The following is a 20,526-nucleotide window of genomic DNA, read 5'->3' as shown; positions in this document are numbered from 1 at the left end:
GCGTTTTTTGTTAATCAGAACAGTTCCTGGGTTTCGCCATTATCGATAATGGTGGTACCGACATCGCGCACTGCATGGTGCGTGGGCTGGGTTCCCTCAATGAAGTACTCATCGCGGCTGTTTCCGCCGTTAGAGAGCTGCCCGGTCGCCCGGTCGATCTTGATGGTGACCACGCCTGGCGGCGGCGTTAGCGGTTCTTCAGGAACCCCTTCCAGAATCACCTTCATAAAGGCATCCCAGGCGGGTTGCGCGGTTTTCGCGCCGCCTTCGTAGCCGGAAACCTGATCCTTAATGGCGCCAGATGCGGTGGTACGCCCCAGATTACGGCGATGATCGTCAAAGCCGATCCACACCGATGTCACCACGCCCGGACCGTAACCAGAGAACCAGGCATCTTTCGAGCTGTTGGTGGTTCCGGTCTTACCGCCAATATCGTGACGCTTCAGGTCACGGGCCGCACGCCAGCCGGTACCCATCCAGCCGGGTTCGCCATAGATATTGGTGTTCAGCGCGCTCTTAATCAGGAAGGTCAGCGGCGTGTTGATCACGTGCGGCGCATACTCTGGCGCCGTACTACGGGAAACCAGATCCTGATTCGCCTGCTCGAGCTGCGGCTGGGGAAGACCCATATTGCGCTGCTGCTGAGAAGTCGTCACATTCTCCACGTCCTGATTTTCCATCACGTTGGATTTCTGGGTATCGCCGTAAATCACCGGCAGATTACATTCAGGGCAGGCGATTTTCGGTCTGGCCTCAAACTGGGTTTCGCCCTGAGCATTGACGATGCGGGTGATGAAGTAAGGATCCACCAGAAAACCGCCATTAGCCATGACCGCATAGCCCCGGGCAACCTGGAGCGGCGTGAAAGAGGCGGAACCCAGCGCCAGAGACTCGGTACGTACGATGTTCTGCGCCGGGAAGCCAAAGCGCTGCAGGTATTCGGCGGCGTAGTCGACGCCCATAGCGCGCATGGCACGCACCATCACTACGTTCTTCGACTGACCCAGTCCCTGGCGCAGGCGAATAGGGCCGGCATACTGAGGTGGTGAGTTTTTCGGTCGCCAGTCGGTGCCGGACCCGGCATCCCAGCGTGAAATTGGTACGTCGTTGATGATGCTGGCCAGGGTAAAGCCTTTGTCCATCGCTGCGGTATACAGGAACGGCTTAATGTTGGAGCCGACCTGACGCAGCGCCTGAGTGGCGCGGTTAAACATGCTCTGGCTGAAGTCAAAACCGCCAACCAACGCCCGTACCGCGCCATCTTTCGGATTCAGGGAGACGATGGATGAATTCACTTCCGGTACCTGAGCCAGCCACCAGTTGTCATCGACCTTACGCACCCAAATCTGCTGTCCGGTCTGGACCACATCGGTCACCTTACGGGGTGTCGGGCCCTGCTGAGTATCAGAACGCCAGGGGCGGGCCCAGCGCATGCCTTCCATCTTCAGGGACACGGCGCTACCGTCAGCGATTTGTGCCACGGCCTCTATAGGAGAGCTGGAGGTCACCACTGCCGGCACCAGGGGACCGTAGGTGGGTAACTTTTTCAGTTCTCTGATGATTTTTTTCTGGGGCCAGGGCGTCTCACCGACTTTCCACAACTGATTCGATGGGCCGCGATAGCCGTGGCGCATATCGTAAGCGATCACGTTATCACGCAGCGCTTTTTCAGCCGCCTGCTGGACCTTGCGATTAACAGTGGTATAGACCCGATAACCGTCGTTATAGGCGTCCTCACCGTAGCGCTTCACCATCTCCTGGCGCACCATCTCCGTCAGCCAGGGGGCGGAAAAGGCGATTTTCGGCGCGTGATAGTTAGCGTCAATCGGCTCTCTGCTCGCCTGAGCATACTGCTGGGCGGTGATATAGCCTTCATGCTCCATCCGCGACAGCACCACGTTACGACGTGCGGTGGCGCGCTCCAGCGAGTAGAGCGGGTTGAAGGTGGAAGGCGCTTTGGGAAGACCCGCGATCATCGCCATTTCGCTCAGCGTGAGCTGATCCACCGATTTACCAAAATAAACCTGTGCGGCTGCGCCCACGCCATAGGCGCGGTAGCCGAGGTAAATCTTATTCAGGTAAAGCTCCAGGATCTCATCCTTGCTCAGCAACTGCTCAATGCGAATCGCCAGAAAGACCTCTTTGATCTTACGGATCAGGGTACGTTCCGGGCTAAGGAAGAAGTTACGCGCTAACTGCTGGGTAATGGTACTGGCGCCCTGAGAGGCATGGCCGGAGAACATAGCGACGCTACCGGCGCGGAAGATACCAATGGGATCTACACCGTGATGCTCAAAGAAGCGGCTGTCTTCGGTCGCGATAAACGCCTTCACCATTTGGGGAGGGATCTGGTTTAACTTCAGGGGGATACGACGCTTTTCGCCGTACTGCGCCATCAGTTCACCGTCGGCGCTATAGACCTGCATGGGGATCTGGAGCCGTACCTCTTTCAGCGTGGCCACATCCGGCAACTGAGGCTCAACATATTTATATAAACCATATATCGAGCCCGCTCCCAGCAGGATGCAACACACTGCAAGGATGAATAAATACTTTACGAACTTCACTCGGAATTTCCCATTTCGTTTGGACCGGGCAGTTTATAAACAAACGCGCGGTAGTATAAAGGCAAGCCAGGCGCTTTGATACACCCGTCGTCATTCGGACTGTCTCCGTCGCCCGAATTAGTGGGGGTGTCGCCATATTTCAGAACAGACATCAGGGAGGAGCATTTATGGCGTTCGGTAACTGGCGAATTGGTGTGGATATTCAGGAAGATGTCATCAGGGCGGTGGCGGTCTCACGGCGGCGCGGCGCGTGGTACTTACAGCGTTGGTGGCGGCTGCCTGTCGACGGGGAAAATGAAGGGGAAAAGCTGAGCGTCGCACTTAATGGCTGGCACAGGCAGCTTCCGTTGGGCTATTGCCTGTGTCTGGGCTTTCCCACCCGCCGCACGCTGCAACGGGAGATCCCGGCGCCCCCACCGGAGTTGAGCGAACTTCAGTATAGCCACTATGTGGCCAGCGCGACCGGGCGTCAGCTCCAGATGTCGGAACAGATGCTGTGTCTGGATTTCCGCCCCGTTCCCGGTGAGCCGCGTTTTGCGGTCACCGCGGCCCGCGCCAGCGAAGTGGATCGGCTGGTCGCAAGCATGCGGCAGGCCCGGTTGAGGCTCACGGCGATAGCGCCGGAAGCCTGCGCATTGTTCAGCTTTTTGCCTTTTATTCACGATAGCGATGATGCCTGCCTGGTCTGCAGAACGGCGACGGAGTGGCTATGGGTTCGCCATGCCCGCTGGGGATCGCTTCCCTGTCAGGAGGTTCCCGACTGCGTGACGCTGTGCCAGCGTCTGTCGGTGACGGCCCGGCATCTGATCTGCTGTTCGCCTGGCGAGCTGACAAACGATGAGGTGCGTGAATTTGATCCCTGGCGGGTCCTGTCTCGTCTGCAACCGCCGCTGCCGGAACAGGGGGAACGCTATGCGATCGCGCTGGGACTGGCGCTGGCGAGGCTACCGCAATGAGGCTTATTAATTTGCTTCCCTGGCGCCGCAGTCTGGCGCAGCAGCGCTTGCGCTTCTGGGGGGCGGTGATGTCCGGGAGCCTGATGGCGATGCTGGCCGTTCACGGGTATCGCATTGCGCTCGGCTCCCTGGACTCCCGGCGCCAGATGCTGTTGGTCGAAAGCGATCGGCAACACCGTGAATGGCTGACGCAGGCGCTGGAACAGGCCGATATTCGGCAGCGTCAGCGTGAGGCGCAACAGCAGGAAAATCAGCGCCGGCATGCCAGGCGCGCGCAGGTTCTGGCATGGCGTGATGCCATGCTGTCTCTGTCGGGATTGTTGCCTGACGACGTCTGGCTTACCCGGCTGGAAGGGGATGCAAGTCGATGGCGCATCTCCGGTCTGGCGCGCACTTCCGATGCGCTAAGCGCTCTGGAGCAGGCGATCGGTCAACATTCAGATTTTCGCCATGCCCGCGCCGGGGCGCTGGTACACAAAGGGCCCCGTGAATGGCAGTTCACCTGGCAATTTGGGTTAGGTCATGATGCCGCCGCGCCTTGACGACTGGTTACTGGGGCCGCGCAGGCGTCGTGCGATCTGCGGTTTTATATGGGGACTGGTGATGGTCGGGATGACGGCGCTACCATCAGGCCCGGCGGCGCAGTTGCGTGAGGCCGATCGGGAGTGGGTGCAGCAGCGTATCAGGCTACGTCAGATGTGGTTGCAGGAGCAGGAAACCACTGCGACGTTGCTGCCGCCAGTGCGTCCTTTTTCTGCCCTGAGGCTGGCCCGGGCCAGCGGCGGGCAAATAACGTCGTGGCAGGCGGATGAGGGCGTGCTGATCCTCTCGGTGGATTGGCCGACTTTGCCACGGCTTTTTCGGTTACTGGCGGAAAGCGATGTTGTACTGCGCGGATTTCAACTGGAGCCTGGCGCCCCGGCGCTTAACCTGACCTTACGGCTGGAGGCAGAACAATGAAACGCTGGCGATGGATGGTTCTGCTGGTATTGAACGTACCGCTTCAGGCTACGCTACGCGACCCTTTTCAGGCGTTGCCGGATCCCTGCGCCGTCCCTTTTCACACCTGGCGCTTGCATGCGACGGTGCAGGGCAATGGGGGGCGTGCGGTCGCGATTGTCGCCGTGCCGGAAGGCTGGCGTCGCCTGTATCACGGCGAAACTCCCTGGCCAGGTTGGCAAGTGACGGAGATTGTGGAACGTCGGGTTTATCTGAAATCACAGGCGCGCTGCCCGGCTATTGTGCTGGAACGTGAGCCGCAAGGAGGAGGCTATGGCAGGAAGGAGCCTGATGCTGTTCGGATTTCTCTGGGCCGTCACGGGGCTGGCGGCAGTCCCTGATGAAGTTTCACTCAGTGCGGATGAGGCGCCGGTAGTGCAGGTGCTACAGGCGCTGGCGGAAAGCCAGGAGGTCAGTTTGGTGGTGGCCCCAGGCGTGGAAGGCAAGCTCTCTTTACATCTGACGGCCCTGTCCTGGAAGCAGGCGTTCGGCGCGGTGACCCAGGCTGCGGGGCTGGCCTGGGAGCGTAAAGGCAATCTGGTGAGCGTCTGGCCTGCGGGACGAAAAACACCGGGTACCGAACAACAGGAAGCTGCCCGTAATACGCCACGGGACAGGCGACCGCTACTGCGAGAGATCTTCCCCCTGAGCCACGCCAGCGCGGGCGAGCTGGCTGCGGCGTTACGGGAATCCGGGGAGCATGTATTAAGCGCTCGCGGAACTATTACCGTAGATGCCCGAACCAACCGGCTGCTGGTGGATGATATCCGCGCTGCGCTACCGCGTATTCGCTCGTGGGTCACCGAGATGGATCGTCCGATGGGGCAGGTCGAACTGATTGCGCATATCGTCTCTATGACCCAAAGCAGCCTGCGGGAGCTGGGCATCAAATGGTCCCGCGCTGCCCGTGCGGAGGGTCGAAGTTCATTGAGCGCTGATTTGTCTGTGGCGGCAGCCAGCAGCCGTATCGGGTTTAGTGTGGGTCGTATCAATGGGCGCCTGCTGGAAATAGAACTGTCGGCGCTGGAGCAGAAACACCAACTGGCGTTTATCGCCAGCCCGCGGCTGCTGGCGGCGCACCAGCAGCCTGCCAGCATTAAACAGGGCAGCGAGATCCCCTATCAGGTCGCCGGTACTGAGAAGGGCAGTGGCAGGATTGAGTTTCGGGAAGCGGTGTTGGGCATGGAGGTGACGCCCACTATCCTGCCCCACAGTCGGGTTCGGTTGAAGCTGAGAATCAGTCAGAACATGCCTGGCCAGAAACTTAAACAGGCTGATGGCGAAACGCTCATCATCGATAAACAGGAAATCGAAACCCAGATAGAGCTGCGGGAAGGGGAAACCATTGCGCTGGGCGGTATTTTTCAGCAGCGGCGCCAGAGCGATAAAGACAGCGTACCGCTACTGGGGGCGATTCCCGTTCTGGGGCACCTGTTCAGCCATGATGGGCGTAGCAAAGAGCGGCGCGAACTGGTGGTGTTTATCACACCGCATCTGCTTAAAGAGGGATAACTTATTGAGATAACGGGCCGGTAGAATGCGATTCATCCGTGCACGAATGGCGCGATATGCTATTTTTACGGCAGATGTGCCTCAGGAATTTGACGGCGGCAGGGAATTATCATACAAGGTGTACCGATTCCGGGACAGGTAGTCCGGCGCTTTCCCTTGCGTTGGTAGCGACGATGGCGTCTGCGGCGGTTTTCGCGCCCCGACGCTGATTTATTCGGTTGCCAAACTACCTTGAGTGTTGAGATAATTTTCAGTCTGATTCTCGAACTCACGCAATGAGGTTTCAGTTCATGTCTCGCCCCCAGGGTACGAATGGGGTGGGTTTATCATCAACGAATTGTCTTACGTAGTACCGAAAAAATGGCAGAGAAACGCAATATCTTTCTGGTTGGGCCTATGGGTGCCGGCAAAAGCACTATTGGGCGCCAGTTAGCTCAGCAGCTCAATATGGAATTCTACGATTCTGATCAAGAGATTGAGAAACGAACCGGAGCGGATGTGGGATGGGTCTTCGACGTTGAAGGCGAAGAAGGTTTCCGCCATCGTGAAGAAAAAATCATTAATGAACTCACAGAGAAGCAGGGTATCGTGCTGGCTACGGGCGGTGGCTCTGTCAAATCCCGCGAAACCCGCAATCGTCTCTCTGCACGCGGCGTAGTTGTCTATCTGGAGACGACCATCGAGAAACAGCTGGCACGCACTCAGCGCGATAAAAAGCGCCCGCTGCTGCAGGTCGATGCGCCGCCGCGCGAGGTTCTGGAAAATCTGGCCGGTGAACGCAATCCGCTGTATGAAGAGATTGCTGATGTGACGATCCGCACTGACGATCAAAGTGCTAAAGTTGTTGCCAACCAGATTATTCATATGTTGGAAAACAACTAATTCTGTTTAGATAACAGACTCGTTCGTCAGCACAAGCAAAAAAGGTACTGAGCGTCATGGAGAGGTTGACCGTCACCCTTGGGGAACGCAGTTACCCCATCACCATCGCATCCGGATTGTTCAACTCAGCGGATGCATTCTGGCCCCTGGCTGCTGGCGATCGGGTTATGCTGGTCAGCAACGAAACCCTGGCGCCTCTCTACCTTGAACCTGTGCGCGCCGTGCTGGAACAGGCGGGCGTTAAGGTTGACCAGATTATTCTGCCGGATGGCGAACAGTATAAAAGCCTGACTTCGCTGGATTCGGTGTTTACCGCACTACTGAAAAAGCCTCACGGTCGCGATACCACGCTGGTTGCCCTTGGTGGCGGTGTGATTGGTGACCTTACCGGTTTTGCTGCCGCCTGCTATCAGCGCGGCGTGCGTTTTATCCAGGTGCCCACCACCCTGCTGGCGCAGGTAGACTCCTCGGTAGGAGGCAAAACGGCGGTTAACCATCCGCTGGGTAAAAATATGATTGGCGCCTTCTGGCAGCCTGCCTCGGTGATTATCGATCTCGACTGTCTGAAGACGCTGCCCGCCCGTGAGCTGGCCTCCGGCCTGGCGGAAGTCATCAAATATGGCGTGATTCTCGATGCCGAATTCTTTACGTGGCTTGAACAGAATCTGGATGCGCTGCTGGCACATGATGAAGCGGCGATGTCCTGGTGTATCCGTCGTTGCTGTGAACTGAAGGCAGAGGTTGTGGCGGCCGACGAGCGGGAAAGTGGTCTGCGTGCTTTACTGAATCTGGGCCATACCTTTGGTCATGCCATCGAAGCTGAAATGGGCTATGGCAATTGGCTGCACGGCGAAGCCGTTGCTGCGGGTATGGTGATGGCGGCACGCACCGCCCAGCGTCTTGGACAGTTCTCCGAAGACGATACCCGGCGTATTATAGCGCTGCTGACACGTGCGGGGCTGCCGGTGGAAGGCCCGGTACAGATGGCGCCGCAAAGTTATCTTCCCCATATGCTGCGTGACAAAAAAGTGCTGGGCGGCGAATTACGTCTGGTATTGCCGCAGGCTATCGGGAAAAGTGAAGTTCGCGCGGGCGTGGCGCACGATTTAGTGCTGGAGGCTATTGCCGATTGCCTGCCAGCGTGAACAATAAGAGTGAACAGATGCCCGGACCAATATCGGGCAGACAGGTAGCCGCCCGCGGGCGGCTCCGTAGTTGATGCGCTAACAGTGCTTTTTTATCAGGCGTTGGCCTGTGAGTGGGGGTGTTAAATGGATGAGTTTAAACCGGAAGACGAGCTGAAACCCGATCCCAGTGACCGACGTTCTGGCCGCCAGCGTAACGGCGCCAGCCATGAGCGTGATAATGAACCCAGTATCAACGTCGATGATGTTGATATTGATGAAGATGATGTTCGTCCCGGTCGTCGCCGTGAAGAGACGGCGGATGACGAGCCGCAGCGTGAAGCTGTCCGCCCCGCGGCCGATGACGACGATGAGCGTCGCCCGCGCCGCCGTAAAGCTACCCCGGCCCGTAAACCTGCCTCGCGTCAGCACATTATGATGGGGGTGGGGATTCTGGTACTGCTGCTGGTGATTATCGGTATTGGCTCTGCGCTGAAGGGGCCTTCTTCTGACGATAACCGTACGGCAGACAACGGCGGCGAGAAGAATATTGACCTTTCCGCCAACGGTGCCGATAACGGCAACCCGCAGCCGGATAATAATGCCATGGCGCCTCAGGGCAGCGATGCGCAGAACAACGGTAACCCGCAGGATATCTCCCTGCCGCCGGTTTCCCAAACGCCGACGCAGTCCCAGCCTCAGGTTGCACAACAGGGCCAGCAGCGCGTTGAGGTTCAGGGCGATCTGAACACTGCGCTGACCGGCGATCGGGGTCAGCAGAATCAACAGCAGATGGATGTTGCCGCAAGCCCAGGCTCTTCAACGCTGCCGACCCAGCCAGCTACTGTGGCGCCGGTCGGTAATGGCCACCGCAGCACGGCGAGCAGCGCGCCGCATCAGACCGCGTCTCAGCAGCCCTCTCACCGCAGTGAGCCTCGTCAGGAGCGTAAGAAAACGGTAAGTGAACAGCCGCCGCGGACCAGCACGCAGCAGCATGCCAGCGCGCCGAAGAGTACGGCTTCCACCGCAAAGGCGACTCGCGAGCCGGTGAAAGCGAAGAGCGAAACCACTCAGCCTGCGCAGAAGGTTGCGACCACGGCCAGCAGCAAGCCTGAGCCGACGCAGAAAGCGGCGACCACCAGTTCGACTCAGCAGACGGCACCGACGGTCGCCGCTACCAGCAAGGTATTGAGCGGTAACGGCGGTGCGTTGCAGTCCGCGCCTTCCGGTCACTATACACTGCAGTTGAGCAGCTCTTCGAACTACAACAATCTGAGCGCCTGGGCGAAGAAAGAGAACCTGCAGGACTATGTGGTTTATCAGACGGTACGTAACGGTAAACCCTGGTACGTGTTGGTCAAAGGCGTCTACGCCTCTAAAGATGCGGCGAAAAGCGCAGTGGCCTCACTGCCTTCCGGCGTACAAGCCAGAAATCCGTGGACCAAACCTGTTGCTCAGGTGCAGTCCGACCTGAAACAATGATCGAAGCGCAGTATGCTGTCGGAGCTTCTCCACAGCTGGAGAAGGTATAAAATTGTCAGGCAGCATGAAAAAGAATCGCGCTTTTTTGAAATGGGCGGGGGGGAAATACCCCCTGCTGGAAGAGATCAAACGTCACCTTCCCAAAGGTGACTGTTTGATCGAACCTTTCGTTGGCGCAGGTTCGGTATTCCTCAATACCGATTACCAGCGTTATGTTCTGGCTGATATCAACAGCGATCTGATCCAGCTCTATAACATCGTGAAGGAACGGCCGGAGGAGTACGTACGTGAAGCGCGGGCGCTGTTTTGTGTAGCGAATAACACCTCGGATGCCTATTATGCGTTGCGCGATGAGTTCAATCAGAGCCGCGACGCGCTGCGGCGTTCGGTGCTGTTCCTCTATCTTAATCGCCACGGTTACAATGGCCTGTGCCGGTATAATCTGAGCGGCGAATTTAATGTGCCGTTTGGCCGATACAGCCGCCCTTATTTTCCTGAGGTTGAGCTGTATCACTTTGCGGCTCAGGCGCAGAAGGCCACCTTCCACTGCCAGTCCTATATCGATAGCATGGGTGATGCGCCGCCGGGTTCGGTGGTCTACTGCGATCCGCCCTATGCGCCGCTTTCCGCAACGGCCAACTTTACGGCTTACCACACCAACAGCTTTAGCCTGGCGCATCAGCAACAGCTGGCCCGTCTGGCGGAAGAGCTGTCCGGGCGCGGCATTCCTGTGTTGATCTCCAACCACGATACCGTGCTGACTCAGGACTGGTACCAGCAGGCGACGGATTTGTACAAGGTGAGCGTCCGGCGCAGCATCAGCAGCAATGGCGGAACGCGCAAGAAGGTAGACGAACTACTGGCGCTCTACAAGCCGCTTCAGGCCTTAGCCGCCGCAGACGAAGCGTTGAACAGGAGAAGTGGATGAAACAGTATCTGATTGCCCCCTCTATCCTCTCGGCCGATTTTGCACGGCTGGGGGAAGATACCGCGAAGGCGCTGGCGGCCGGTGCCGATGTGGTGCACTTCGACGTTATGGACAACCACTATGTCCCTAACCTGACCATTGGTCCCATGGTGCTTAAGGCGCTGCGCGATTACGGTATTACCGCGCCGATTGATGTACATCTGATGGTGAAACCGGTGGATCGCATCATTCCCGACTTTGCGGCGGCGGGCGCCAGCATCATCACCTTCCACCCTGAAGCTTCTGAACATATCGATCGCTCTTTGCAGCTTATTAAAGAGCACGGCTGTAAGGCCGGACTGGTCTTTAATCCCGCCACGCCGCTGACTTATCTGGACCACGTGATGGATAAGCTGGACGTGATCCTGCTGATGTCAGTCAACCCCGGTTTCGGTGGACAGTCGTTTATTCCCCATACCCTGGAAAAACTACGTCAGGTACGTGAGCGCATTGATGCCTCTGGTCTGGATATCCGCCTGGAAGTGGATGGCGGCGTGAAGGCCGACAACATTGGCGAGATTGCCGCGGCGGGAGCCGATATGTTTGTCGCGGGATCGGCTATCTTCGGGAAGCCGGATTATAAAGCGGTAATTGATCAGATGCGTAGCGAACTGGCAAAGGTGAGTCATGGATAAGTTTTCAACCCTGCGTGCCGTTGCCTTCGATCTTGACGGCACCCTGGTGGACAGCGCTCCGGGTCTGACCGAGGCGGTGGATAACGCGCTTTACGCGCTGGAGCTGCCTCGGGCCGGTGAAGATCGGGTCATTACCTGGATTGGCAATGGCGCCGATGTGCTGGCGGAGCGGGCGTTATGCTGGGCTCTGAAAGAAAAGGCCGAAGGTAAAGGCGAACCGCAGCCGGACGACGAAATGCGCCGTATGATGCGCAAACTGTTCGATCGCTATTATGGCGAAGTCGCTGAACAGGGGAGCTTCCTGTTCCCGGCGGTTGCAGAAACCCTGGCCGCGCTAAAACAGCATGGTGTGGCGCTGGCGCTGGTCACCAATAAGCCCACCCCCTTTGTGCGGCCGATCCTGGAAAGCCTGGGGCTGTCGGGTTACTTCGAGCCGATTATCGGCGGCGACGATGTCGAGAACAAAAAGCCGCACCCGGAACCGATTCTTCGGGTGGCGGAGCGGCTGGGCATTTCCCCGCAAGCATTGCTCTTCGTCGGCGATTCGCGTAATGATATTCAGGCCGCCCGGGCCGCGGGTTGTCCCTCGGTCGGTATGACTTACGGTTACAATTACGGCGAAGCGATCGCGCTTAGCAACCCTGACAAGGTGCTCGATCGCTTCCATGAACTTTTGCCCTTGCTTGGGCTTCCCCAATACGAACATCAGGAATGAGCCAATGACTAAGCCCATCGTCTTTAGCGGCGCGCAGCCGTCAGGAGAGTTAACCATCGGGAACTATATGGGTGCGCTGCGTCAGTGGGTGAACATGCAGGATGATTACCACTGCATCTACTGCATCGTCGACCAGCACGCGATTACGGTTCGCCAGGATCCTGCACAGCTGCGTAAGGCGACTCTGGATACCCTGGCGCTCTATCTGGCCTGCGGCATCGACCCGGAAAAAAGCACCATCTTCGTTCAGTCGCACGTGCCGGAGCATGCGCAGCTGAGTTGGGTGCTGAACTGCTACACCTATTTCGGCGAGCTGAGCCGCATGACTCAGTTTAAGGATAAGTCATCCCGCTATGCGGAAAATATCAACGCCGGTCTGTTTGACTACCCGGTGCTGATGGCGGCGGATATCCTGCTGTATCAGACCAATCAGGTTCCGGTTGGGGAAGATCAGAAGCAGCATCTGGAACTGAGCCGCGATGTGGCCCAGCGCTTTAACGCCATTTATGGCGAGATTTTCCGGATCCCTGAGCCGTTCATTCCTAAGTCCGGCGCCCGCGTGATGTCGCTGCTGGAGCCGACCAAAAAGATGTCCAAGTCGGACGATAACCGCAACAACGTGATCGGCCTGCTGGAAGAGCCGAAAGCGGTAGTGAAGAAGATCAAACGCGCGGTAACCGACTCCGACGAGCCGCCGGTAGTGCGCTATGACCTGACCAACAAAGCCGGGGTTTCTAACCTGCTGGATATTCTTTCCGGCGTTACCGGCCAGAGCATCAGCGAGCTGGAACAGCACTTCGAAGGCAAGATGTATGGCCATCTGAAAGGCGAAGTGGCGGATGCGGTTTCCGGAATGCTGAGCGAGCTGCAGGAGCGTTATCACCGCTACCGCAATGACGAAGCTTTCCTGCAAAAGGTGATGAAGGAAGGGTCGGATAAAGCCCGCGCCCGCGCCCAGGAGACGCTGAAAAAGGTCTATGAGGCTATCGGCTTTGTCGCGCAGCCGTAACCGCAACTAACCAACAAAAAAGCTCCCACCGGGAGCTTTTTCGTTATTGCGAATCAGTGGTTAGAGAACCAGTTCAGCTTATCGCGCAGGGCCACCACGCGGCCGACGATAATCAGGCTGGGGCTTTTGACCTGCTGTGCCAGTTCGCCTAACTGCGCCAGAGTCCCGTCCACTACCCGCTGGGTAATGGCAGTGCCATTTTCCACCAGCGCCACCGGCACTTTCGGCGACATTCCGTGGGCAATCAGGTTTTGTTGGATCTCTGCCGCCTGATTCAGGCCCATATAGAACACCAGAGTCTGTTTTTCAGCCGCCAGGCTCTGCCAGTTAAGCTCTTCGCCATCGTGCTTAAGATGGCCGGTGATCAGGCGCACGCCCCGGGCGTAGTCCCGGTGAGTCAGCGGAATACCGGCGTAGGCGGAACAGCCCGATGCGGCGGTAATCCCCGGAACTACCGAGAAGGGAATGCCGGCGTTGCACAGCACCTCCAGCTCTTCGCCTCCGCGCCCGAAGATAAAAGGATCCCCGCCTTTAAGACGCACCACGCGCTTACCGCGTTGGGCCTCGCGCAGCAGGATCTGGTTAATCTCCTCCTGGGGAACGCAGTGATAGCCTGCCCGCTTGCCGACGAAAACCCGATCCGCATCGCGACGCACCAGGTTCATGATGTCGTCGGAAACCAGCCGATCGTAAACCACAATATCGGCCTGCTGGATCTGCTGTAGCCCTTTCAGGGTCAGCAGACCGGCGTCGCCCGGCCCGGCGCCCACCAGTACCACTTCGCCGCGATTATCCAGCGGTTCATTGAACAGCGATTCGGTGACCTGGGTAACCGCTTTGTCATCGCGGTTGGCCAGCGATTGGGCCAGCCGATCGTTGACGAAAAACTTCTCCCAGAAGCGGCGTCGTTCGCCCATGGTGGTAAAACGGTCTTTCACGCGCTTGCGTAACTGGCCCGCGTAGTGGGCGACCTGGCCCAGGTGCAAAGGCAGTATCGATTCCAGCTTTTCACGCAGCAGACGCGCCAGCACCGGAGAGGTACCACCGGAAGAGATGGCGACCATCAGCGGGGAACGGTCGATAATGGAGGGCATGATAAAGCTGGCCTGCTTAGGGGCATCCACCACGTTGCAGAAGATACGCCGCGCTTCGGCAGCGTCGCTGACCTGCTGGTTGACCGCGTCATCGTCGGTGGCGGCAATGGCCAGCCAGCACTCATCCAGCAGCGCTTCGTCAAAGGGGCCCTGCGCCAGGGTCAGCAGCCCGGCATTTGCCCAGGCCTGAAACTGAGGAACAAAGTCGAGCGCGTTAACGGTCAGACTGGCGCCTGCCTCCAGCAGAAGCCGCGCCTTGCGCTCTGCGACATCGCCGCCGCCTACCAGCAGGCAGGCGCGGTCACGTAACTGGCAAAATATGGGCAGGTGATCCACGGTGTCTTTTTCCTCATCTTTTATCGGTAATGCTCGCCGGGCTGCGATGGCGTCCGTTGGGACACCCGGCAAGGCAAAACAGCATACCAGCAACCCCGCCCGCTGAATATGGCGCGGGCGGGGAGAGAGAAGGGGTTAGCCTGCGACCTGCTCCTGAGCCTCTGTGCGCTGAGGCTGCGGGCGTTCGGCGCGCGGTGTGGCGTACCAGTAACCCAGCCCCATCAGAATAGCGCCGGAGACGGTGTTACCCAGGGTGACCCACAGTAAATTATGGCCGATCCCTGCCAGGGTGAAGCTGTCGCCGTGGTTACCGAACCAGGAGAGGGCGAACAGCGTCATATTGGCGATGGAGTGCTCGTAGCCAGAGGCGATAAAGGCCAGCAGGCACCACCAGATAGCGATGAACTTCGCCGCCCCTTCGCTGCGAATTGCCATCCAGATCGCCAGACAAACCAGCCAGTTACACAAGATGCCTTTAAAGAACAACACCATGCCCGGCTGCGTGGTTTTCGCCAGCGCCGCGCTGTGGATAAGGCTGGTGTCTACCGGCAGCAGGCTACCGCCGCCCCAGTAATAGAGCAGCGCCACGAACACCGAGCCCAGCAGATTGCCGAGCCAGGTCTGAGGCAGAATGCCCCACATCTGGCGCTGACTGATGGTGCCTGCTTTGACACCCAGTGTCAGGAACATGGTATGGCCGGTAAAGAGTTCGGAACCGGCGATAATCACCAGCGTCAGGGCGATACCAAAGGTTGCGCCCATTACCAGCGGACGTACTGAGGGATCGAGCAAATTACCGAGGGTAAAGATGAGGATGATACCCAGTCCGACATAGGCGCCGGCCATAGCGGAGGCTATCCAGAAACCCAGAGGATTGGTGCGGTTGAGGCGGGCAATGCGCGCGGCATTCGCCGCACACAGCTTGATGGTGTCGGTGAACATGCAGTGGTTATCCTTAAGTCAAAATAAAAAAGTAAAAAAGAAAAATAAATGGGCCGGGGATACCCTTTATGATCGGGTATTTCCCCAAAAAATAACGCCCCCTGCGTGGCCGAAGGGGGCGTGGTGTATCAGGCTTTAATCTGTACCTGACCGTCCTGGACGCGGGCTTCAAAGTGCGCCACGGAACGGCCCTCATCTTCCATGCACAGTCCGTCGCGCAGACGGAAGCGCTGCTTCTTCAGCGGGCTGGCGACCCAAAGGTCGCCCAGGTGTTCGGCAATGATGCCGCGCGACAGCACGCTGGCTTCGAAGAAGGGGTCAATATTGCTGATGGCGTAGATCTGCTCATCCGCACGCGGGCGGAAGATAGCCACCTGCTGCTGACCCACCAGGGCGCAGACGCCGGTGGCGGGCAGGATGTCGGCTAACGGGCAGACGGTGGTCCACTGGCTCATGCGTTCTCCTCCACAAGGGTTACCGGAATGCGTTCATAGGGTGTGGCCGGACGATGCTGCTGGCGCTCAGGCACCACCTGCACATTCGGGTCGCGCTGCGGGCTGTTAATAAAGTGATGGAAGCGAACCTGGGCCTGCGGGTTATTTACCGTTTCGCTCCATTCACAGGCAAAGGCTTCGCGCAGACGGGCCAACTCAGCTTCAAGCTGTGCGTTAAGGCCCAGCTTGTCGTCGATGATGACGCTCTTCACGTAGTCGATGCCGCCTTCCAGGTTTTCCAGCCAGACCGAAGTACGCTGCAGTTTGTCGGCGGTACGGATGTAGAACATCATAAAGCGGTCGAGGTAGCGGACCAGGGTGTCGTGGTCAAGATCTGCGGCCAGCAGATCGGCGTGGCGCGGTTTCATCCCGCCATTACCGCAAACGTAAAGGTTCCAGCCTTTTTCGGTGGCGATAACCCCAACGTCTTTGCCCTGGGCCTCGGCACATTCACGGGTACAGCCGGAAACCCCGAACTTCATTTTGTGCGGGGTGCGGATACCTTTGTAGCGGTTTTCCAGCTCAACGCCAAAGCCGACGCTGTCGCCCACGCCGTAGCGGCACCAGGTGCTGCCGACGCAGGTTTTCGCCATACGCAGCGCTTTGGCATAGGCGTGACCGGTTTCGAAGCCCGCTTCAATCAGCTGACGCCAGATTTCCGGCAGATCGTCTTTCTGGGCGCCGAACAGGCCGATACGCTGGGAGCCAGTGATTTTGGTGTAAAGGTTAAATTCACGGGCGATACGACCCACCTCTATCAGCCCTTCCGGGGTGATTTCGCCGCCTGCGGAGCGGGGGATCACCGAGTAGGTACCGTCTTTCTGGATGTTCGCCAGGAAGTTGTCGTTGGTGTCCTGCAGCGGCGTGTGCTGAGGCTCCAGCACATACTCATTCCAGCAGGAGGCCAGCAGGGAGCCTACGGTCGGCTTACAGACTTCACAGCCGTAGCCTTTACCGTATTTTTCCAGTAATTGGTCGAAGGTTTTAATGCCTTCCACGCGGATCAGGTGGTACAGCTCCTGGCGGGAGAATGCGAAGTGTTCACACAAGTGGTTGTTCACTTCAATACCCTGTTTCGCCAGTTCGGCGTTCAGCACCTGGGTGACCAGCGGGATACAACCCCCACAGCCGGTACCGGCTTTGGTTTCCGCCTTCAGCGCGGCAACGGTGTGACAGCCTTTGTTGATGGCGGCGACCAGGGCGCCTTTGGTGACATCGAAGCAGGAGCAGATCTGCGCGCTGTCGGGGAGCTTATCCACGCCGATAGCTGGTTTGCCGCTGCCCGCATGGGCAGGCAGGATCAGCGAGTCCGGGTTTTCCGGCAGCTCAATGGCGTTCAGCATCAGCTGTAGCAGGTTGCCGTAGTCACTGGTATCGCCGACCAGTACCGCACCCAGCAGGGTTTTGTTGTCTTCGCTTACGATCAGGCGCTTATAAACTTCTTTGTTTTCATCGAGGTAGACATAGCTGCGGCAGCCCGGCGTGCGGCCGTGCGCATCGCCGATACCGCCGACGTCCACGCCCAGTAGTTTCAGCTTGGCGCTCATATCGGCGCCTTCAAAGGTGCTGATATTGCCCAGCAGATGGTCAACGGCGATCTGCGCCATCTTGTAGCCAGGGGCGACCAGACCAAATACGCGGTTATGCCAGCTGGCGCATTCACCGATGGCGTAGATATCCGGGTCAGAGCTCTGGCACTGGTCGTTGATAACAATACCGCCACGTTGCGCTACGGAAAGGCCGCACTGGGTCGCCAGCTTGTCCTGGGGACGAATACCGGTAGAGAAGACGATAAAGTCGATTTCCAGCTCGCTGCCGTCGGCAAAGCGCATGGTTTTACGCGCTTCCTGGCCGCCCTGAACGATCTCCTGGGTGTTCTTGCTGGTGTGAACTTTCACGCCCATGCGCTCGATCTTATTGCGCAGCTGTTCGCCGCCCATCTGGTCGAGCTGTTCGGCCATCAACATGGGGGCGAATTCGATGACGTGGGTTTCTACCCCTAGGTTCTTCAGCGCACCGGCCGCTTCCAGACCCAGCAGCCCACCGCCGACTACGGCACCACGCTTGCTGCGACGGGCGCAGGCTTCAATGGCGTTCAGGTCTTCGATAGTACGGTAGACGAAGCAGTCCTGGGTTTCGGCGCCTTTAATGGGCGGTACCCATGGATAGGAGCCGGTAGCCATAATCAGCTTGTCGTAGTAAAGCGTACGACCAGAGCTGGAGTGGATAACCTTCTCCTGGCGATTGATGGTAATGGCGCGTTCGCCAACCAGCACCTGTACGCCGTGTTTCTCGTAGTAGCCTTCCCGCACCAGCGACAGTTCTTCAGCAGTATGGTGGGAAAAGTAAGAGGAGAGGTGGACACGGTCGTAGGCGATACGGGGCTCTTCACAAAAAACGGTGATATCAAATTGCCCGGGTTCAGCTTTATCAAGAAGCTCTTCGATAAAGCGATGGCCGACCATGCCGTTACCGATAATAGCGAGTCTGACTTTGCTCATTTTTGCCTCGATTTCTTTTCTATTACCGATGACTTTAACGATTCAGCACCGGTTATTATTGATTCAGATCAATTTCGCCCCTGTATACCCCTTAATGGGTATATTCTTGATTTTTAAGTGGATATCTAAGTGGCGGAAAATGCTGGTTTTTAATTGAGCAGTTTCTTTAGGGGGAATATTGGCAGGTTGGGGAGCGATTCCCCCCGAGAGGGAGGAATCGGTCGTGAGTAGATCGGTCACTGTTTCACGATACAGGCATGCTGGCGGTGACGGGAGACAAATCCCAGTAGCAGGCACATCAGGAAGACCACGGCGTAGAGACCATTGGCGGTAAACAGCGCTGCCTGTGGCCCGCTGTGGGCGACTATCGGGCCGGTGACCACAAAGGTCAGCATGGTGCCGATGGTGCCGCAGGTCAGCACGAAGTTAACCAGTTTCGGTGACGCCACCCGGGTCTGTAGCGAGCCCAGGGTGATAATCGAGGTGTAGATAGCGCTGGAGCAAAAGCCAAGCGCCAGAATAAACCACGGCAGATGTGGGGCGCTGCTGGTAATAAAGCCGTACATCAGCAGCGTGGCAAGTAGCGCCAGCACCGTCAGGATGCGCTGCAGATCGAAGAAACGCAGTATCACGCTGAAGGCCCACATGCCCAGCATATAGGACATCCAGAAGTTACTGACCAACCTGCCGGCATCGTTCAGATTCATTCCCAACTGCCTGGCGTATTCCGGGACCCAGGAGATAAAACCCAGCTGGCCGAGGATGTAGCAGAGTGCCGCGATGGACAGGAACAGAACGCCGATTCCCCATTTCTCTTTCGGCGCTTTCTGCTGCTCAGGAGCGGCGTGGCGCCCCAGGGCCGGAAACTGGCAGCCCAGGGTCAACAGGAAAATGGCGACGTAGATCAGGCCGATGCAGACGTACACCCAGTACCAGGTAAGGCTGCGCGCCAGCAGAAAGGCGGCCAGCATCGGAAAAATCATGCCTGCCATGCTGAAGAAGGAGTCGGTAAACAGCAACCGGGAGCCGCGCTGACGGCCTTCATACATATGGGTAATCAGAAAGGTACCGATAGACATGGTAATACCGCTGACCAGGCCCATGACGAACATCGAGGCGGAAAAGAGAGCCAGGCTGTGGCCGAGTATCAGCCCCGCCAGCGCCAGGATCATCAATATGAAGCCAAAACGCAGCTGGGTTTTTAGCGGAACGATTTCCATTAGCCAGGCATTCAGGAAGATGGAGATCAGGATCCCGGCATTAAGAAAGGTGAAAGTATTACTCATGCTGGAGACCGGCAGACCGAAGTAATCTGCGATATTTCCCATGACCATTCCGGTGATAATCACCAGCGCCCCGGTCAGGGCGTAGGAGAGAAAACTGATCCAGGTAAGCTTGATACGATTGTGACTGGTCATAACGAACCTGTGAATAGAAGTGTAAAGCGCATTGACGGCGCGGTAAGCGCTCGAAGTCTAGACATTAATGTGATCAATTTAAACTTTTTACTGTTTATTTTATGAAATAAGCTTTTTGTTTTGTGTTTTGAGTCCCGTTTTTGAACTAAAAAACCGTTTTAGCTGCCAGTCATGGAGCCATCGTAAAAAAAGGTAAATGGCTGGCATGACGCAGCGAGGCTCTTTAAAATCAATCAATTCCCCTCAAGCTTCTCAAAGGAACCGTTCATGCTGAAATCGACCCTGGCAGCGGTCGTTACCGTGTTTGCCCTTTCAACGCTTTCTCCCGCCGCACTGGCGGCAAAAGGCTCCCCGCACGTTCTGTTGAATACCTCTGCAGGCGATATTGAACTTGAGCTGGATAGCCAGAAAGCGCCGGTTTCAGTACAAAACTTCCTGGACTATGCCAACAGCGGTTTTTATAACGGTACTGTCTTCCACCGCGTGATTCCGGGCTTTATGGTTCAGGGCGGCGGTTTTAACAAAGAATTGCAGCAGAAGCAGCCGAAGCCGCCGATTAAGAACGAAGCGGACAATGGTCTGCGTAATACCCGTGGCACTATTGCGATGGCGCGTACGGCAGATAAAGACAGCGCCACCAGCCAGTTCTTTATCAACGTGGCCGATAACGCTTTCCTCGACCACGGCCAGCGTGACTTCGGTTATGCGGTATTTGGTAAAGTTGTGAAAGGAATGGACGTTGTCGATAAGATCTCTCAGACCCAGACTCACGATGTCGGCCCTTACCAGAATGTACCGACAAAACCGATCGTTATTCTGTCTGTGAAGCCGCTGCCTTAATCTCTTCGCGCGCGGGCCCTGACGCCCGCGTGCTGCTCTGCCCCCGACGCGGT

General features: G+C 57.5%; 19 protein-coding genes. 13 read left to right on the top strand and 6 right to left on the bottom strand.

The window, feature by feature from the left end:
* Positions 1–14 precede the first annotated feature (14 nt).
* Positions 15–2,567: a peptidoglycan glycosyltransferase/peptidoglycan DD-transpeptidase MrcA gene (gene mrcA / locus SCU88_RS23115; RefSeq protein WP_175340013.1), complete on the bottom strand. Its 2,553-nt coding sequence runs from the start codon at positions 2,565–2,567 to the stop codon at positions 15–17.
* A 167-nt stretch (positions 2,568–2,734) separates the two neighbouring features.
* On the opposite strand from mrcA, the gene SCU88_RS23110 reads away from it, so the two are divergent.
* From SCU88_RS23110 to trpS, 12 genes are all read left to right on the top strand, one after another.
* Positions 2,735–3,523 carry a pilus assembly protein gene (locus SCU88_RS23110; protein WP_175340012.1) on the top strand — a complete coding sequence of 263 codons (789 nt, stop codon included), beginning with the start codon at positions 2,735–2,737 and terminating at the stop codon, positions 3,521–3,523.
* Complete coding sequence (locus tag SCU88_RS23105) at positions 3,520–4,065, top strand: PilN domain-containing protein (protein ID WP_168198755.1); 546 nt, start codon at positions 3,520–3,522, stop codon at positions 4,063–4,065. Before SCU88_RS23110 ends, SCU88_RS23105 begins: the two co-directional genes overlap by 4 nt.
* Positions 4,046–4,483, top strand: a complete 438-nt coding sequence (locus SCU88_RS23100) for a hypothetical protein (protein ID WP_175340011.1) — start codon at positions 4,046–4,048, stop codon at positions 4,481–4,483. The genes SCU88_RS23105 and SCU88_RS23100 overlap by 20 nt, the downstream gene beginning before the upstream one ends.
* A complete protein-coding gene (locus tag SCU88_RS23095) occupies positions 4,480–4,863 on the top strand; it encodes a HofP DNA utilization family protein (protein ID WP_175340010.1) in 384 nt (127 codons plus the stop codon). The genes SCU88_RS23100 and SCU88_RS23095 overlap by 4 nt, the downstream gene beginning before the upstream one ends.
* Positions 4,814–6,034 carry a secretin N-terminal domain-containing protein gene (locus SCU88_RS23090; protein ID WP_175340215.1) on the top strand — a complete coding sequence of 407 codons (1,221 nt, stop codon included), beginning with the start codon at positions 4,814–4,816 and terminating at the stop codon, positions 6,032–6,034. The genes SCU88_RS23095 and SCU88_RS23090 overlap by 50 nt, the downstream gene beginning before the upstream one ends.
* 360 nt (positions 6,035–6,394) lie before the next feature.
* Complete coding sequence (gene aroK / locus SCU88_RS23085; protein WP_138094522.1) at positions 6,395–6,916, top strand: shikimate kinase AroK; 522 nt, start codon at positions 6,395–6,397, stop codon at positions 6,914–6,916.
* Between the two features lie 56 nt (positions 6,917–6,972).
* A complete protein-coding gene (aroB, locus tag SCU88_RS23080; RefSeq protein ID WP_138094520.1) occupies positions 6,973–8,061 on the top strand; it encodes a 3-dehydroquinate synthase in 1,089 nt (362 codons plus the stop codon).
* Between the two features lie 126 nt (positions 8,062–8,187).
* The gene (gene damX, locus SCU88_RS23075; RefSeq protein ID WP_175340009.1) at positions 8,188–9,522 is read left to right on the top strand and encodes a cell division protein DamX; all 1,335 of its coding nucleotides are present in this window, start codon (positions 8,188–8,190) and stop codon (positions 9,520–9,522) included.
* Positions 9,523–9,586: 64 nt separating this feature from the next.
* The gene (gene dam / locus SCU88_RS23070; protein WP_138094516.1) at positions 9,587–10,450 is read left to right on the top strand and encodes an adenine-specific DNA-methyltransferase; all 864 of its coding nucleotides are present in this window, start codon (positions 9,587–9,589) and stop codon (positions 10,448–10,450) included.
* Positions 10,447–11,124: a ribulose-phosphate 3-epimerase gene (rpe, locus tag SCU88_RS23065; RefSeq protein ID WP_175340008.1), complete on the top strand. Its 678-nt coding sequence runs from the start codon at positions 10,447–10,449 to the stop codon at positions 11,122–11,124. Before dam ends, rpe begins: the two co-directional genes overlap by 4 nt.
* Positions 11,117–11,839, top strand: a complete 723-nt coding sequence (locus SCU88_RS23060) for a phosphoglycolate phosphatase (protein WP_138094512.1) — start codon at positions 11,117–11,119, stop codon at positions 11,837–11,839. The genes rpe and SCU88_RS23060 overlap by 8 nt, the downstream gene beginning before the upstream one ends.
* Before the next feature lie 4 nt (positions 11,840–11,843).
* A complete protein-coding gene (trpS, locus tag SCU88_RS23055; protein WP_138094510.1) occupies positions 11,844–12,848 on the top strand; it encodes a tryptophan--tRNA ligase in 1,005 nt (334 codons plus the stop codon).
* A 53-nt stretch (positions 12,849–12,901) separates the two neighbouring features.
* On the opposite strand, the gene cysG is transcribed toward trpS, so the two are convergent.
* From cysG to tsgA, 5 genes are all read right to left on the bottom strand, one after another.
* Positions 12,902–14,278: a siroheme synthase CysG gene (gene cysG / locus SCU88_RS23050; RefSeq protein WP_175340007.1), complete on the bottom strand. Its 1,377-nt coding sequence runs from the start codon at positions 14,276–14,278 to the stop codon at positions 12,902–12,904.
* 135 nt (positions 14,279–14,413) lie between these two features.
* A complete protein-coding gene (gene nirC / locus SCU88_RS23045; RefSeq protein ID WP_138094506.1) occupies positions 14,414–15,220 on the bottom strand; it encodes a nitrite transporter NirC in 807 nt (268 codons plus the stop codon).
* Positions 15,221–15,348: 128 nt separating this feature from the next.
* A complete protein-coding gene (gene nirD / locus SCU88_RS23040) occupies positions 15,349–15,675 on the bottom strand; it encodes a nitrite reductase small subunit NirD (protein WP_138094504.1) in 327 nt (108 codons plus the stop codon).
* Positions 15,672–18,215 carry a nitrite reductase large subunit NirB gene (gene nirB / locus SCU88_RS23035; protein ID WP_175340006.1) on the bottom strand — a complete coding sequence of 848 codons (2,544 nt, stop codon included), beginning with the start codon at positions 18,213–18,215 and terminating at the stop codon, positions 15,672–15,674. The genes nirD and nirB overlap by 4 nt, the downstream gene beginning before the upstream one ends.
* A 236-nt stretch (positions 18,216–18,451) precedes the next feature.
* Complete coding sequence (gene tsgA / locus SCU88_RS23030) at positions 18,452–19,633, bottom strand: MFS transporter TsgA (protein WP_175340005.1); 1,182 nt, start codon at positions 19,631–19,633, stop codon at positions 18,452–18,454.
* Between the two features lie 267 nt (positions 19,634–19,900).
* On the opposite strand from tsgA, the gene ppiA reads away from it, so the two are divergent.
* Positions 19,901–20,473, top strand: coding sequence for a peptidylprolyl isomerase A (gene ppiA / locus SCU88_RS23025; protein WP_138094497.1), 573 nt, complete (start codon positions 19,901–19,903; stop codon positions 20,471–20,473).
* Positions 20,474–20,526 lie beyond the last annotated feature (53 nt).

This window comes from Jejuibacter sp. L23, from assembly GCF_050815825.1.
GTDB lineage: Bacteria > Pseudomonadota > Gammaproteobacteria > Enterobacterales > Enterobacteriaceae > Jejubacter > Jejubacter calystegiae.
The sequence above is the reverse complement of the archived record's forward strand: the minus strand, read 5'-3'. Positions and strand labels throughout refer to the sequence as shown.